General features: G+C 70.5%; 10 protein-coding genes and 1 pseudogene. 7 read left to right on the top strand and 4 right to left on the bottom strand.

What is annotated here, in order from left to right:
• Positions 1 to 9: 9 nt before the first annotated feature.
• A complete protein-coding gene (locus IPM43_11910; protein ID QQS24113.1) occupies positions 10 to 1,374 on the bottom strand; it encodes a TldD/PmbA family protein in 1,365 nt (454 codons plus the stop codon).
• Positions 1,371 to 2,762 carry a TldD/PmbA family protein gene (locus tag IPM43_11905; GenBank protein QQS24112.1) on the bottom strand — a complete coding sequence of 464 codons (1,392 nt, stop codon included), beginning with the start codon at positions 2,760 to 2,762 and terminating at the stop codon, positions 1,371 to 1,373. Before IPM43_11905 ends, IPM43_11910 begins: the two co-directional genes overlap by 4 nt.
• A gap of 89 nt (positions 2,763 to 2,851) precedes the next feature.
• On the opposite strand from IPM43_11905, the gene IPM43_11900 reads away from it, so the two are divergent.
• Positions 2,852 to 3,238 carry a thioesterase gene (locus IPM43_11900; GenBank protein QQS24111.1) on the top strand — a complete coding sequence of 129 codons (387 nt, stop codon included), beginning with the start codon at positions 2,852 to 2,854 and terminating at the stop codon, positions 3,236 to 3,238.
• 50 nt (positions 3,239 to 3,288) lie between these two features.
• Here the strand turns inward: IPM43_11900 and IPM43_11895 are convergent, their stop codons facing one another.
• Positions 3,289 to 4,932, bottom strand: a complete 1,644-nt coding sequence (locus IPM43_11895) for an acetolactate synthase (GenBank protein QQS24110.1) — start codon at positions 4,930 to 4,932, stop codon at positions 3,289 to 3,291.
• 77 nt (positions 4,933 to 5,009) lie between these two features.
• On the opposite strand from IPM43_11895, the gene IPM43_11890 reads away from it, so the two are divergent.
• Complete coding sequence (locus tag IPM43_11890) at positions 5,010 to 5,894, top strand: phosphatase PAP2 family protein (GenBank protein QQS24109.1); 885 nt, start codon at positions 5,010 to 5,012, stop codon at positions 5,892 to 5,894.
• Between the two features lie 12 nt (positions 5,895 to 5,906).
• On the opposite strand, the gene IPM43_11885 is transcribed toward IPM43_11890, so the two are convergent.
• The gene (locus IPM43_11885; GenBank protein ID QQS24108.1) at positions 5,907 to 6,674 is read right to left on the bottom strand and encodes an SDR family oxidoreductase; all 768 of its coding nucleotides are present in this window, start codon (positions 6,672 to 6,674) and stop codon (positions 5,907 to 5,909) included.
• Between the two features lie 53 nt (positions 6,675 to 6,727).
• Here IPM43_11885 and IPM43_11880 point away from each other — a divergent pair, with 53 nt between their 5' ends.
• From IPM43_11880 to IPM43_11860, 5 genes and pseudogenes are all read left to right on the top strand, one after another.
• A complete protein-coding gene (locus IPM43_11880; GenBank protein QQS24107.1) occupies positions 6,728 to 8,677 on the top strand; it encodes a 1-deoxy-D-xylulose-5-phosphate synthase in 1,950 nt (649 codons plus the stop codon).
• A 211-nt stretch (positions 8,678 to 8,888) separates the two neighbouring features.
• Positions 8,889 to 9,695 (top strand): histidinol-phosphatase, encoded by an 807-nt coding sequence (locus IPM43_11875; protein QQS26448.1) that lies wholly within the window; start codon positions 8,889 to 8,891, stop codon positions 9,693 to 9,695.
• Positions 9,692 to 11,442 (top strand): annotated as a pseudogene (locus IPM43_11870) (amidohydrolase family protein). Before IPM43_11875 ends, IPM43_11870 begins: the two are co-directional and overlap by 4 nt.
• Positions 11,443 to 11,471: 29 nt before the next feature.
• On the top strand, positions 11,472 to 11,777 hold the full coding sequence (locus tag IPM43_11865) for an isoamylase early set domain-containing protein (protein ID QQS24106.1): 306 nt from the start codon (positions 11,472 to 11,474) through the stop codon (positions 11,775 to 11,777).
• 89 nt (positions 11,778 to 11,866) lie between these two features.
• The gene (locus IPM43_11860) at positions 11,867 to 13,027 is read left to right on the top strand and encodes an IS30 family transposase (protein QQS24105.1); all 1,161 of its coding nucleotides are present in this window, start codon (positions 11,867 to 11,869) and stop codon (positions 13,025 to 13,027) included.
• Positions 13,028 to 13,037: the final 10 nt, after the last annotated feature.

The raw sequence follows: 13,037 nt of genomic DNA, 5'->3' as shown, positions 1-13,037 counted from the left end.
GCCGCTCGGCTACGCCCCCGACAAGGTGACGTCGTCGACGACGAGGGTCATCCCGGCCGCCCGCATCGGGAGCCACTCGACGTCGCCACCGATCTCGGCCACGTCGAGCAGCATCTTCTGCAACGTCGAGGCGATGGTGAACTCACGCACCGGCCGGCCGAGCGCTCCACCCGAGATCAACATGCCGCTCGCGCCGGTGGAGAAGTCGCCCGACACCGGGTTGACGCCCGAGTGCAGACCCTGCACCGACTGGATGAGCACCGCGTCGTCCATACCGCCGACGATCTCGGCCTGGCTGCGCGTCCCAGGTGCAAGCGAGAGGGCGAGGCACCCGACGCCCGGTGTCCCCCGGAATCCACCGCGCACGGCGTTGGCCGTGGACGACGTGGCCGCTCGCCGGGCCGAATAGCAGTTGTGCACGAAGCGCTGCAGCACCCCGCCGACGATCAGCTCGTTGCGCCGCGCGGCGAGGCCCTCGCCGTCGATGTCGGTGGCGGTGTAGGCGAGCGGGTTGGTCGGATCGTCGATCAAGGTGACGAGCGGGCTCGCCACCTGCTCCCCCACCCGATCGGCGAACACGCTGCGGCCCTTCGTCACCGCCTCGCCGTTCAAGGTGCTGGCGACGACGCCGAGGAACTGAGCGGTGACGAAGGGGTCGAGCACCACCGTGATCCGCCGGCTGGACGGCTTCGTCGCGCCGAGCAGGCGGGTCGCCCGAACGGCTGCGTCGAGCGCCGCCCGCTGCACGTCGAGCTCGTCGGGCACCCGCCCGACGGCGAAGCCGAACCCGGTCTGGGTCTCGTCGCCGTCGTCGGCGAGGCTGCTGACGCTCAGGTAGCACCCGTTCTCCCGCCCCGCGATGCGGATGCCGGTCGTGGTGGCGACCGCTGCTTCCACGCAGGCGTCGGCGAAGCTGGCGTTGTCGACGCGCACCCGTGCGTCAGCCGCGAGGGTGAGCCGCTCCAACTCGATCGCCAGCTCGATCTTGCGCTCGGTCGGCGTGGTCGTCAGCCGCTCGTCCCACAGCTCGATCGGTGTCACCGCCACGCCGTCGGGTTCGGCCAGGCCGGCCCACTCGTCGGGCGTCCCGAAGCCGGCGTTGTCACGTGCCTCGGCGAGCACCTCGTGGATCGCCTCTTCGCCGAGCGTGCCCGCGTACGCGAAGCCGGTGCGGCCGCCCTGGACGACGCGCACGCCGATGCCCCCGCTCTCCGCGGACATCAGGTGCTCGACCGCACCCTCGTAGACGCGCACGTCGGTCTCGCGTTCACGGCTGACGAACGCCTCCACCTGCTCGCCCGGCCGGGCCAGCGCAACGACCCGGTCGGCGATCGCCGCCAACGCGTCGAGGTCTGCTCCGATCTCGCCGCTCACGCCGCCGTGCCCCCGACGGTGAGCGCGCGCACGCGCAGCGTCGGCTGACCGTCGCCCACCGGCACGCCTTGGCCGTCCTTGCCGCAAGTACCGGGGTTGCCCATCGCGAAGTCGTTGCCGAGCAGGTCGATGTCCCGCAACACCTGGGGACCGTTCCCGATGAGGTTGCCCTCGCGCAGCGGCTCGGTGATCTCGCCCCCCTCGATCATGTAGGCCTCGGTCATCCCGAACACGAAGTCGCCCGTGGCCGTGTTGACGCTGCCGCCGCCGAGGTGCGCGACGTAGACGCCGTGGTCGGTGCCGCGCACGATCTCCTCCGGGTCCTCGCTGCCGTTCAGCACGTACGTGTTCGTCATCCGCACCATCGGCAGGTGGGCGTAGCTCTGGCGCCGCCCATTGCCGCTGCGCGCTCGTTGCGCCTTCTCCGCGCGCAGGTGGTCCCACATGTAGTCGGACAGCACCCCGTCTTGGATCAGGACGTTCCGCTGGCTGGGATGCCCTTCGTCGTCGAAGGCGATCGCGCCCCACTCACCGGCCATCGTCCCGTCGTCGACGAGGGTGACGAGAGGAGAGGCGACCTGCTCGCCCACCTTGTCGCGGTAGACGCTCGCGCCCTTCGCGACGAGGTCCGCTTCCAACCCGTGGCCACACGCCTCGTGGAACAGCACCCCGCCGCTGCCGGCCTTGATCACCACGGGGAGCGTGCCCGAGGGCGCCGGCCGGGCGCGCAGCTTGGTGAGCGCCCGCTGCGCGGCGACGAGAGCGACGTCCTCCGGCGCGCGGCGGGTGAAGATCTCGAAGCCGTTGGTGTGCCCGATCGAGTCGAAGCCGGTCTGCATGCCGGCGTCGCCGTTCGCGACGGCACTGACCCGCAGGATCACCCGCACCTGCTCGTCCTCCACCAGCAGGCCGTCGGAGTTCGCGACGAGGATGCGCTTCCAGCCGTCGGCGTAACCGGCCGACACCTGCTTGATCGCCGCCCCCGCCGAACGCGCGGCGTCGTCGACGCGCATCAGCAAGGCGACCTTGTCGGCCTTCGACACCGTCGTCGGGTATGTCTCGACCGGGCTCACCCGCCTGCCCGGGCGCTGCTCGAGGGCGACGGCGCGCGCTTGCCCGCCGCCTTCTCGCGCCGCGGCGGCCGCCGCCTCGGCGGCGGCGAGCAGACCTGCGGCCGACAGGTCGGACGTGTGCGCGAAGCCGGTCGTCTCGCCGGCCACCACCCTGATGCCGGCGCCTCGGTCACGTCCGCTCGTCACCTGTTCCACACGCCCGTCGTCGAGCCCGGCCGACGTGGACCGGCGGTCTTCGGCGTACACCTCGGCGAAGCCGGCACCGTCGCGCAGCGCCCGGACGAGGACCTCTTCCAGCACGTCGGCCGCGATCATCCGCCGGACTCTACCGATGCGGCCCTTCGCCCACGTCGGGTGGGATCAGGTGGTGTCCCCCACGCGGAGAGGACATAACCTGGCTCACCGTGCCGCTCGAGGTGGGTTTGCGAGGAGAAGCACGGCTGGTCGTGACCGAGGCCGACACCGCGCTCGCGCTCGGGTCGGGCAAGGTGCCGGTGCTCGGCACCCCGCGCGTGGTGGCGCTCGCCGAAGAGGCCACCTGCGCTGCCGTCGACGCCCATCTCGCCGAGGGCACGACCACCGTCGGCATGCGCGTCCAGCTCGACCACCTGCAGCCGACGCCCGTCGGCGGCGAGGTCGTCGCCGAGGCGGTGCTCGACAAGGTGGAGGGTCGCCGGTTGACGTTCACCGTGTCGGTCAGCGACGCCCGGGGACTGGTCGCCGCCAGCAAGGTGACGCGCGTCCTCGTCGAGCTGGACCGCTTCCTCGACAAGATCGGCGAGGTCGGCTAGCTCAGCTGCTCGGCCAGGTCGGCCGCTGTCGGCCGCTCGACCAGTCGGGCTCAGCCGAGGTTCGACGTGCGTGGATAGACGTCGGACGAATCGGTGATGACGTTCACCAGGTAGGGCACGCCGCTCTCGAACGCGCGGTCGAGCGCGGGTCCGATCTCACCGGGGTCGCTCACCGTCTCGCCCGCACCGCCGAGGGAACGCACCACCTCGTCGTAGCGGCACTCGGGCTGCAGGTCGCATGCCAGGTCCCAGCCGTAGATGGCCTGCATCGGGTGCTTCTCCAGCCCCCAGATGCCGTTGTTGCCGACGACCATCACGACTGGCAACCCGTGGCGCACCAGCGAGTCGACGTCCATCAGGCTGAAGCCGGCGGCACCGTCGCCGAGGAGCAGCACCACCTGGCTGTCGGGGCGCACGGTGCGCGCCGCTATCGCGTACCCCGGCCCGTTGCCGAGGCAGCCGTAGGGCCCGGTGTCCAGCCAGCAACCGGGCTCGAACACCTCGACGAACTTGCCGGCATAGCTCGCGAAGTCGCCGCCGTCGCAGATCACGACGGCGTCGCGGGCCAGGCGGCGGCCGAGCTCGCCGTAGATCCGGCTCGGCTTGATCGGGTCGTCGGCGGCGGCGAGCAGCGTCGCGTCAGCCGCGGCCGCCTTGTTCTCGGCAGCACGCAGCTCGGCCACCCACTCGTCGCGCGCCGCCCTTCGCGCCGATGCCCCACCGCTCGCCTCGGCGAGTGCGCCGAGCACGAGACGGTGATCGCCGGCGACGGTTGGCACCTCGATGTGCGACGCGCGCTGGGCGTCGGAATCGACGACATGGGCGACCTGCGCGTCGCCGAAGCGTCCGAAGCCGAGCCGGAAGTCGAGCGGCGTGCCGAGCACGACGACCAGGTCCGCGCGCTGGCGCAGCAAGCCCCTGGTGCGCAGGAACGCCAGCTCGTGGTCGGCCGGCAGGGTGCCCCGGCCGAGCCCATTGAAGAAGCACGGCACCCGCAGGTGCTCGGCCGCGGCGCGCAGCTCGCCCCATGCGCCGTCCCAGTAGACGTCGCTGCCGACGACGAAGGCCGGGCGCTCGGCGTCGGCGACGAGCTCGACCAGCATGGCCAGCTCGTCGGGGTCGGGCGTCGCGCCTCGACCGGTGGAGGCGTCGACGCCGGGCACCACGCCGTCCGCGGGCCCGAAGACGTCGAGCGGGAAGTCGAGAAACGTCGGGCCGCGGTGTGGCTGGACGGCGAGCGAGGCGGCCTCGTGGACGAGGTGGCCGGCCTTCGAAGGGTCCTTCACCGTCGCGGCCGACTTCGTGATGGGCGCGAGCACGGGGACGTGGTCGAACTCCTGCAGCGAGCCCGAACCCCAGCGACCCTCGGGCGCCCTGCCCCCGAGAACGACGAGCGGCGAGCCGTTGAACCACGCGCTCGTCACCGCCGACACACCGTTCGTGATGCCAGGCCCGGCGGTGAGCGCGGCCAGGCCCGGACGGCGGGTGAGCTTGGCGTAGGCCTCGGCGGCGAACGTGGCCGTCTGCTCGTGGCGGGTGTCGACCACGCGCATGGCCTGGTCGCGGGCAGCGTCGTAGAGCGGCCAGATGTGGCCGCCGTTCAGCGTGAACATGGTGTCGGTGCCGAACGCCATCAGCGCGGCGACCGCCTGCTGCCCGGCGTGACCCTCGACGATGGTGCCGTCCTCAGTCATCCACGGGACGCTAGCCCTCGGCCCACCGGCCAGTCGCAGCGTCGCCTCGCGGCTGATGTCCTAACCTGGACGACGCTATGCAGGTTGCCGACGCCGACCCCCAGGCGCCCGAGCTTCCCGAGCGGCGGCACCGCACGCTGTGGTGGAAGGAGGCGATGATCGCGATCGCCTTCTACGCGGTGTACTCCTGGGCGCGGAACCAGTTCGGGTCGGCGCGCATCGCCTCCGAAGGCCCGCCCGAACAGGCGTTCAACAACGCGATGCGGGTCATCCGCTGGCAGAAGGCGATCGGGCTGAACCACGAAGAGACCGTCCAGGACTGGTTCCTGCAGATGCCGGTGTGGTTCATCCAGTTCTGGAACACGTACTACGGCGTGGCCCACTTCGTCGTCACGATCGGGGTGTTCATCGTGCTGTTCCGCAAGCGGCCAGACGTGTTCCCGCTCTGGCGCAACACCCTCGCGTTCACGACCGCGCTCGCCATCGTCGGCTTCTCGCTGTTCCCGCTGATGCCGCCACGGCTGCTCGACGCGCCCTGCCCGCCCGACGGCTACGGCGGGGGTTGCATCCCCCACGCGATGCGCGGTGCCGACGCCGACGAGGAGATCGCCACGTTCGGCTTCGTCGACACGCTCGCCGAGTACGGCGGGCCGTGGTCGTTCGACTCGGGCGGCATCGCCCACATCTCCAACCAGTACGCAGCCATGCCGAGCCTGCACATCGGGTGGGCGTCGTGGTGCGCGTTCGCCATGTGGCCCCTCGCTCGGCGCAGGTGGGTGAAGGCGGCGATGCTGCTGTACCCGCTCGCGACGCTGTTCTGCATCGTCGTCACGGCCAACCACTTCTGGCTCGACGGCGTGGGCGGACAGATCACCTTGGGGGTCGGCTTCCTGCTCGGTTGGGCCGTGCACCGGGCCAACCAACACCGCCTCGACGCACGCTACAACGCCCTGCACGCGTGAGCCGGCGACAGCTCAGAACGAGTGGTAGCCCCCGTCGAGGGTGATCACGTCGCCGGTGTGATAGCTGCTGGCCGAGCTCGCGAGGTACACCGCGATCCCGGCGAAGTCGTCGGGACGGCCCCACCGGCGCAACGGGATCCTGCCGCCGACCTTGTCGACGAACGTGTCCCACGCGAACGCCGGCGCGGTCATCTCGCTCTCCGTCCAGCCGGGCAGCACGGCGTTGGCGCGTATGCCGTCGCGGGCGTGCTCCACCGCGATCGCCTTCGCCATCGCGATCAGGCCGGCCTTCGAGGCGCCGTAGTGCTGCCCGCGCTGTTGACCGAAGTAGGCGGAGCCCGACGTGGTGAACACGAGTGAGCCGCCTCCGCCGCGCTCGACCATGTGGCGGCACGCGGCGCGGGCGGTGAAGAACGCCCCGTCGAGGTTCACGCGCAGCACCCGCCGCCACTCGTCGGCACTCATGCCGACGAAGCTCGACGCCCGGCCGCCGACGCCGGCGTTCACGAACACGCTGTCGATCCTGCCGAGCGCGTCGAGGGTGGCCGCGAACGCGTCCTCCACCTGCTGCTCGTCGCCGACGTCGCACTCGGCGGCCCAGGCCTCGCCTCCCAACGCGCTCAGGTGGGTGACGGCGGCGGCGTTCTTCTGTGGGCTGGTTCCCCAGATGGCGACCGCCGCACCGTGGCGCGCGAGGCCCTCGGCCATGCCCAGCCCGATGCCCGAGTTGCCGCCGGTGATCAGCGCATGGTGACCACGCAGGTCGAAGAGCGACTCCATCGGGGGGACCGTAGCGACCGCGCTCGGCGGACCGGGGTAGCGTCAGAGCAGCCATGCAACTGGAACGCCTGCGCGACCCCTCCGACCTGCGGGACCTGTCGTACGTCGAGCTCGAAGAGCTCGCCGGGGAGATCCGCGACTTCATCGTCCAGGCCGTCGCCGAGACCGGTGGCCACCTCGGGTCCAACCTGGGCGCAGTCGAGCTGACGCTCGCGCTGCACCGGGTGTTCGACTCGCCGCGCGACACCATCTTGTGGGACACCGGCCATCAGGCCTACGTGCACAAGATCGTCACCGGGCGTCGCGCCGGGTTCGAACACCTCCGCCAAGCCGGCGGGCTGTCCGGCTACCCGAGCCGGGAAGAGAGCCCACACGACCACATCGAGAACAGCCACGCATCAACCGCGCTGTCCTATGCGTATGGCCTGGCCGTGGCCCGCGACGTCGGCATCGACCCACGCCGGCACATCGTCGCTGTCATCGGCGACGGCACCATCACCGGCGGCATGGCCTACGAGGCGCTCAACAACCTCGGCCACTCCAAGCGGCGAGTGATCATCGTCTTGAACGACAACGGCCGCAGCTACGCCCCGACGATCTCCAACCTGGCGCAGACGCTGCCTGCAGCCACTCCTCCGGTGGAGCTCGTCGCCGACGACCGCGCCCCGATCACCGGGCGCATCGCAGCCACCCTCTCCCACGGCCTCACCAGGATCCGGCTGAACCCCACCTACGTCGCCCGCCAGCGACGCCTCGAGCACTGGCTGGAAGGCCTTCCCGTCATCGGCCAGCAAGCGGAGAAGGGGATGGAGGCGTTCAAGGCGGCCGTGCGTGAGTTCCTCCAGCCGCCGTCGTTCTTCGAGGCGCTCGGGGTTCGGTACACCGGCCCGATCGACGGTCACGACATCGAGGCCGTCGAACACGCGCTGCGCAACGCCGAGGAGCTGTCTGCGGAAGGCCCGATCGTCGTCCACGTGCTCACGCAGAAGGGCAAGGGCTACCCACCGGCCGAGGACGACGACGAGAAGCACCTCCACGACGCCCCCGTGTTCGATCCCGTGCGCGGTCCACCGAAGGCGCTGCCGACCGGTTACACGCAGGCCTTCGCCGAAGCGATCATCAAGGTCGCGGAAGCCGACAGCCGCGTCGTCGCGATCACCGCCGCGATGCCCGGGCCGACGGGGCTGCTGCCGTTCCAGGCCCACTTCCCCGAGCGGCTGTTCGACGTCGGCATCGCGGAACAGCACGCCGTCACGGGTGCGGCCGGCATGGCGATGGGCGGCCTGCGCCCGGTGGTCGCCGTCTACTCGACGTTCCTCTCCCGGGCGTGGGACCAGGTGGTGTACGACGTCGCCCTGCACCGCCTACCTGTGGTGTTCTGCCTCGATCGAGCCGGCATCACCGGCGACGACGGGGCGAGCCATCACGGCATGTACGACCTTGCCCTGCTCACGAAGGTGCCGGGGATGCGCGTGCTCGCCCCTTCCAGCGCGCAGGAACTGCAGCAGATGCTGCACGACGCGATCGGCCTCGCCGATGCCGGCCCGGTCGCCATCCGCTACCCGAAGGGCGCCGCCCGTGTCGTCGGCGAGCACGAGGTCGGCACCGGTACTGCCGCTCGGCTCGGACGCACCGGCGACGGGCGGGTGGCCCTGCTCGCCGTCGGCAAGCTGCTCGGCGCCGCGGAGCAGGCCGCCGACGACCTCGCCCGCCAAGGCATCGACGTGACCGTGTGGGACGTGCGCTGCTGCGCCCCGCTCGACGACGAGATGATCGCCGACGCGGCACGGCACCGCCTGGTCGTCACCGCCGAGGACGGCATCCGCGAAGGCGGCGTCGGCATGACGATCGCCGATCGCATCCACGCGCTCGGCGGCACGACCCACGTCGAGTGCCTCGGGGTGCCGACTGCCTTCATCCCCCAGGGCAAGGCCGACCACATCCTCGCCCGGCTCGGCCTCGACGCCGACGGCCTCGTCGCCACCGTCCGCCGCCTCCTCTAGCACCGGCCGCCCGAAAACCGCAGCTTCCGCGCCAATCTGTCAACGAAGCTGCGTCTGGCGCCGATTCGTTGACAGATTGGCGCGATAGCCGCGGGTACGTTCGGCGTTTGTGACCGGCGACGAACCGCTCGACCTGACCGCGGACCCGACCGCGGACCCGACCGCAGACCCGACCGCGGAGCTGGCCGCGGAGCTGACCGCGGAGCTCGACCTGACCGCGGAGCTCGACCTGGCGCTCGAGCTCGCCGACCTCGCCGACTCGATCACGTTGCCGCTCTACGAGCAGCGCTCGTTCACGCTCGACTGGAAGCCGAACCGCACCGAGGTGACCGAGGCCGACCGGGGAGCCGAGGCGGCGATCGTCGCGTCGTTGTCCCGGGCCCGTCCCGAACACGGCGTCCTCGGCGAGGAGCACGGCGCCGCCGGCGCGACGGACTCCCCCTGGCGGTGGGTGGTCGACCCGATCGACGGCACGTCCAACTTCGTGCGTGGCATTCCGGTGTGGGCCAGCCTGATCGCCCTCACCCACGCGCGCCTCGGCGCCGTCGTCGGAGTGGTTTCGGCGCCCTCGCTCGGCCGGCGATGGTGGGGCGCGCGCGCTTCGGGAGCGCACGGCGACGGCCGCCGGCTGCGGGTGTCGACCACAGCCAGCCTCGCCGAGGCGCAGGTATGCGTCACCTTCAACCGCGGCTGGGACGCGCTCGGGCTGACCCCGGCCCTCGTCAAGCTGCAGCAGGACGCCTACCGGGCGCGCGGCTTCGGCGACTTCTGGCAGCACATGCTCGTCGCCGAGGGCGCGGTCGACGTGGCGATCGACGCGATCGGCCTCGCGCCGTACGACCTGGCGGCCGTGCAGGTGATCGTCGAGGAGGCCGGCGGTCGGTTCACCGACAGGCTCGGCGAGGCGACGTACCTCCACGACTCGGCGGTGTCTTCCAACGGGGTGCTGCACGACGAGGTGCTCGAGCGCCTCGGGCGATCCGGCGAGTCCGTCGGATCTGCTGAGATGTCACCGTGAGCGACGCTCTGGTCATCCGCAACGGCTTCGTCGTCGACGGCTCGGGAGCACCCGGCAGTCACGCCGACGTGGTCGTCGAAGACGGCCGGATCGCAGCAGTCGTCGCGCCCGGCACCGCGCCCACGGCCGGTGCGGGCCGGGTGTTCGACGCCGACGGTCGTCTGGTGACGCCGGGGTGGGTGGACGTGCACACCCACTACGACGCCCAGGTGTCGTGGGATCCGTGGATGACACCGAGCTCGTGGCACGGGGTGACCACCGTCGTGATGGGCAACTGCGGCGTCGGGTTCGCACCGGCGGCCGCGATCCTGCGCGCCACGAGTGGCTGATCGAGCTGATGGAGGGTGTGGAGGACATCCCCGGCTCGGCGATGACCGAGGGGATCACGTGGGAGTGGGAGAGCTTCCCCGAGTACCTCGACGCGATCGACGCCCACCCCCACGTCCTCGACATCGGCACCCAGATCGCTCACGGCCCGCTGCGGGCGTACGTGATGGGCGAGCGCGGTGCCGCGAACGAACCCGCCACCGCCGCCGAGGTGGCGGCAATGAGCGTGCTGGTGGAGGAGGCCCTGCGTGCGGGCGCGCTCGGCTTCTCCACCAGCCGCACCCCGCTGCACCGCTCGAAGTCGGGTGAGCTGGTGCCGGGCACCGACGCCGACGCCGACGAGCTGTGGGGCATCGGCGAGGCACTGGCCCGCGTGGGCCACGGCGTGTTCCAGTTCGCACCGGAGCACAGTCGGGTGCCGACGGACGAGTGGCCGTGGATGCGTGAGCTGGCCCGCCGCACAGGCCGGCCCGTCTGCGTGAACCTCAACCAGCCCGACCAGGCCCCCGACGTATGGCGGCGGGTGCTCGGCCTGCTCGACGAGGCGGCCGCCGACGGGCTCGGCCTCTACGCCCAGGTGGCGGGGCGATCGATCGGCATCCTCTACTGCTTGCACGGCAGCATCCACCCCCTGCTGTTCCACCCGGCGTACGCAGAGGTGCAGCACCTGGCGATGCCCGAGCGTCTCGTCGCGCTCGCCGAGCCCGAGCGGCGCCGGCGCATCGTCGACGACGTTCCCGACGACGGGGGATTCTTCGCGAACGCCGTGCTCGGCAAGCTCGATCGCATGTGGCTGGTCGAGGGGGCCGACATCGACTACGAGCCGAGTGCGGACACCTCGGTCGCGGCGCTTGCCGCCGCCCGGGGCGTGCCCGCGATGCAGCTGGTACTCGACCAGCTCACCGCGGACGACGGCAACGGGATGATCTACGCCCCGTTCTTCAACTACAGCTACGGCGACCTGTCGTTCACCCACGATGCCACCCTGCACCCCCGCACCCGGATGGGGCTTTCCGACGCCGGCGCGCACTGCGGAGCCATCTGCGACGGCGGCATGCCGACGTTCATGCTCACCCACTGGACCCGTGACCGCAGCAGGGGGCCACGTCTGCCCCTGGAGCTGGTGGTCCATCGCCAGACCCGCCAGACCGCAGAGCTTTACGGGCTGCTCGATCGCGGCCTGCTTGCTCCCGGCATGCGCGCCGACCTGAACGTCATCGACTACGAACACCTCGGCTTCGAGGTCCCCCGCATGGCGTTCGACCTGCCCGCCGGAGGTCGCCGCCTCGTGCAGCGGGCCAGGGGCTACGCGGCCACGTTCTGCGCCGGCACGCAGACCGTCGCCGACGACGAGCACACCGGCGAGTTGCCCGGGCATCTCTTGCGCGGCCCGGCGATTCATCCTGCGGAAACCTGGTGATTACCGGCCGGTAACCGGCGTGCGGCAGAATGTGCCCTGTGATCCGGCGCAACCCGATCGATCAGCGCAACGTGAAGGTCACCTTCTCGGTCCCAGACGCCGGCCAGCCGGTGTCCGTGGTCGGCGACTTCAACGGGTGGAACCCCGCCGAGCACCCGATGCGCAAGCGCTCCAACGGCACCCGCTCCGTGGCCGTGCTGTTGCCGATCGGCTCGACGATCCGCTTTCGCTACTGCTCAGGGTCACCCGCCGGCGCTTCCTGGTTCGACGATCCCGACGCCGACGGCTACGAGCCGAACGGCTACGGCGAGACCCACGCCGTCGTCGTCGTCTGAATCAGCTGCATTCTCGGTCGGTTGAGTCGCGCTATGTGTCGGCGAGTTCAAGGGGTGAGCGCGACAGCTCCTGATTGAGGAGGTGTCGCATGGCTCAGATTGGCCGGCCGAGGTTGCGGTTGTCGGTGGTGTTCCCAGGGTTGAGGGCTCTGGCTCGGGGTGCGACCTGGGTTGAAGCTGCTGCGATCGCCGGTGTCGCCAAGAGCACGTTGGAGCTGCGCGCTGCCGAGGAAGCTGTGACGGTGTTACGTGATCGCAAGCTCCGCGACGATGCCTTGACGTTGGAGGAACGTGAGGAGATCCGGGTCGGGATCGAACGCAACGAGACCAACAGCGCGATCGCTATCCGGTTGGGTCGTCATCGGGGAACGATCGGTCGGGAGATCGCTCGTTGTGGCGGTCGCCATCACTATCGGGCGTTCGTCGCCCAGGAGCATGCCGATCAGGCCGCATTACGTCCGAAGCCATCATGGACCGAGCAACGACCGTGGCTGTGGCTCGAGGTGCAGGCCTTGATTCGTGAACGTACCTGGTCACCCGAGCAGATCGCTGAACGTCTCCGCAGAGATCATCCTGATCAGTCACAGTGGTGGGTGTCGCACGAGTCGATCTATCAGGCGGTGTTCATCCAGGCCAAAGGCGAGCTGCGCAAAGAGCTCGCCGCCTGCTTGCGGTCCGGGCGGGCGGCCCGCCGGCCGCACTCGCGCACGCCGGACACCAGGGGTCGGATCCCGAACATGGTCAACATTTCTGAGCGGCCCGCCGAGATCGAGGACCGGGCGATCCCCGGGCATTGGGAAGGCGATCTGGTCATCGGCAAGAACGGCAACAGCGCCGTGGCAACTCTGGTCGAGCGGAGCACACGGATGGGGATGCTGATCAAGCTCGACGCTCGCACCGCTGCCCATGTCAACGAGCGGATCGAAGCCAACATCGCCCGCCTTCCAACCCAGCTGGTCCGCTCGCTGACCTGGGACCAAGGAACCGAGATGTCCAGTCACCAAGCATTCAGTGTCGCCACCGGCGTCGACGTGTACTTCTGCGACCCGCACTCGCCATGGCAACGTGGCAGCAATGAGAACTGGAACGGGCTCGTGCGCCAATTCCTACCGAAGAGCACCGACCTGTCCGTGCACACCCAAGACGATCTCGACCACATCGCTGCGCTCCTCAACGGACGCCCCCGCAAGACCCTCGCATGGGATACTCCAGCCGAACGATTCGCCGAGCTTGTCGCGACCACCGCTTGAATTCGCCGTC

It is taken from the genome of Actinomycetota bacterium, assembly GCA_016700055.1.
Taxonomy (GTDB): Bacteria; Actinomycetota; Acidimicrobiia; order Acidimicrobiales; family Ilumatobacteraceae; genus Kalu-18.
This window is presented reverse-complemented; position numbering and strand designations above follow the sequence as displayed.